We start from the raw sequence: 2,399 nt of genomic DNA on the forward strand, positions 1-2,399 counted from the left end.
TCGGTGGCGTACTCGGCGCCGCGGTAGACCTCGCTGTGTCCGCGCTGCTGGCCGTAACCCTGCACCTCGGTGACGGTCAGTCCACCGACATCGAGCGCCTCGAGCGCCTCACGAATGTCGGAGAGGGTAAAGGGCTTGATCACTGCGGTGACGAGTTTCATGAGGTAGATCCTAGTGCGGAGGGGGCGGGGGTGTCATCGTAGGCGGACTCGCGGTGCTCGGCGAGGTCGATGCCGCCGAACTCGTCCTCGGCATCGATGCGCCAGCCCATGGTGGCCTTGAGCGCCAGTCCGATGATGAAGGTGACCACCGCGGCGAAGACCATGGCGACCACGGCGATGACGATCTGGACCACGATGAGGCGGAGGCGGTCGACGTCCTGGGCGAAGAAGGCCAGGCCGATCGTGCCCCACAGGCCAGCGACGAGGTGCACGCCGACGACATCGAGGGAGTCGTCGTAGCCGAAGCGGTACTTCAGGCCGACGCCGAGGCAGGCGAGGATGCCGCCGATGAAACCGAGGATGAGTGCGGTGACGGGGGTGAGTGCTCCGGCGGCCGGGGTGATGGTGACCAGACCGGCGACAACACCGGAGGCCGCGCCCAGCGAGGTGGGCCGGGTGTCACGGATCCGCTCGACGAGGACCCAGCCGAGCATGGCGGCAGCCGCGGCGGCGGTGGTGTTGAGCCAGGCCAGGCCGGCGAGGCCGTCCGCCGCGAAGGCGGAGCCACCGTTGAAACCGAACCAGCCGAACCACAGCAGGGCGGCGCCGAGCATGACCAGCGGCAGGTTGTGCGGGCGGGAGATGACCTGGTCGCGCTTACCCACCATGAGGGCCAGGACCAGCGCGGCGGTACCGGCGGAGATGTGGACGACGGTGCCGCCGGCGAAGTCGATCGGTGCGACGGTGGCTTCACCGTCCGTGGTGCCGAACATCATGGCGGCGAGGCCGTCCGCCGAGTGCGAGAGCAGGCCGCCGCCCCACACCATGTGTGCGAGCGGGAAGTAGGCGAAGGTCGCCCACAGCGCGGAGAACACCAGCCAGGTGGTGAACTTCACGCGACCGGCCAGCGCGCCGGAGATCAGGGCGGTGGAAATGACGGCGAAGGTCAGCTGGAAGGCGACGTCGATGCCGAGGGGGTATCCGTTGGGGCCGGCTTCGTCGATAAGCATGTCCCGCAGCCCGAAGAACTGCGTCGGATCGGAGAAGAGGCCGGCGATGGAACGGTCGCCGTAGGACATGGACCAGCCCCACAGGATGTAGACGACGGTGACGACACCGAGGGTGCCGAACGACATCATCATCATGTTCAGCGCTTGCCGACGCCCCGCCATGCCGCCGTAGAACAGCGCCAGGGCGGGCGTCATCAGGAGTACCAGTGATGCTGATGTCAGCATCCATCCGGCGTCAGAGTTCATGGGACAGCCCTCCTAGTTAGGTTATCTGTAGCCCGACAGGTTATTGGCTACGTCGCTAACTATAGAGCTATAGAAAGCTTTTCTATAGCCGTACAGGTACAGTGTGACCGACGCAACAAAAAAGGGGCCCGCAGGCCCCTTTTCCGCTTATCGACGTCTACTTCGTACCCAGCAGCGCGTCCACAAATCCTTCCACCTCGAAGGGCGCAAGATCATCCGCACCCTCACCCAGGCCGACGAGCTTGACCGGCACGCCCAGCTCCTCCTGCACCTGGAAGACGATGCCACCCTTGGCGGTGCCGTCCAGCTTGGTCAGCGCAACACCGGTGATGTCGACGACATCCCGGAACACCCGCGCCTGGGTCAGGCCGTTCTGCCCGACGGTCGCATCGAGCACGAGGATGACCTCGTCCACGATGGCCTTCTTCTCCACCACGCGCTTGACCTTGCCCAGCTGATCCATGAGGCCGGTCGAAGTGTGCAGACGGCCGGCCGTGTCGACGAGCACGACATCCGCCTGCTCCTCCACACCCTTGGCCACCGCGTCGAAGGCGACGGACGCCGGGTCCGCCCCCTCCGCACCGCGCACCGTGGTGGCACCGACGCGCCGACCCCAGGTCTCCAGCTGATCGGCGGCGGCCGCACGGAAGGTGTCCGCCGCCCCGAGCAGCACCTTGTGCCCCATGGACACGAGCACGCGGGCCAGCTTGCCGGTGGTGGTGGTCTTGCCGGTGCCGTTGACACCGACCACCAGGATGACGGCCGGCTTCCCCTGGTACGGCATCGCCTTGATGGAACGGTCCATCTCCGGGTGGCAGGCCTCGATGAGGGTCTCGCGCAACATGGTGCGCGCCTCCGCCTCGGAGGAGACACCGCGCTCGGCGATCTTGTCCCGCAGCGAGTCAACGACGTTCATGGTCACAGTGGTGCCCAGGTCCGCCATGAGCAGCGTGTCCTCGATCTCCTCCCAGGCATCCTCATC

The 2,399-nt window shown here is 66.4% G+C and carries 3 protein-coding genes; all 3 read right to left on the reverse strand.

Annotation, left to right across the window (positions count from 1 at the left end):
* The coding region (locus tag Q4F73_RS12250; protein ID WP_303359620.1) for a P-II family nitrogen regulator at positions 1–161 on the reverse strand (161 nt) is incomplete at its 3' end.
* Entirely contained in the window at positions 158–1,417 is a 1,260-nt protein-coding gene (locus Q4F73_RS12255) for an ammonium transporter (protein WP_303359618.1), read from the reverse strand. The genes Q4F73_RS12250 and Q4F73_RS12255, both read right to left, overlap by 4 nt.
* Before the next feature lie 157 nt (positions 1,418–1,574).
* Positions 1,575–2,399 (reverse strand): signal recognition particle-docking protein FtsY (ftsY, locus tag Q4F73_RS12260; protein WP_303359619.1); only part of this gene is annotated, 825 nt, incomplete at its 5' end.

Source organism: Corynebacterium sp., from assembly GCF_030535495.1.
Classification (GTDB): domain Bacteria; phylum Actinomycetota; class Actinomycetes; order Mycobacteriales; family Mycobacteriaceae; genus Corynebacterium.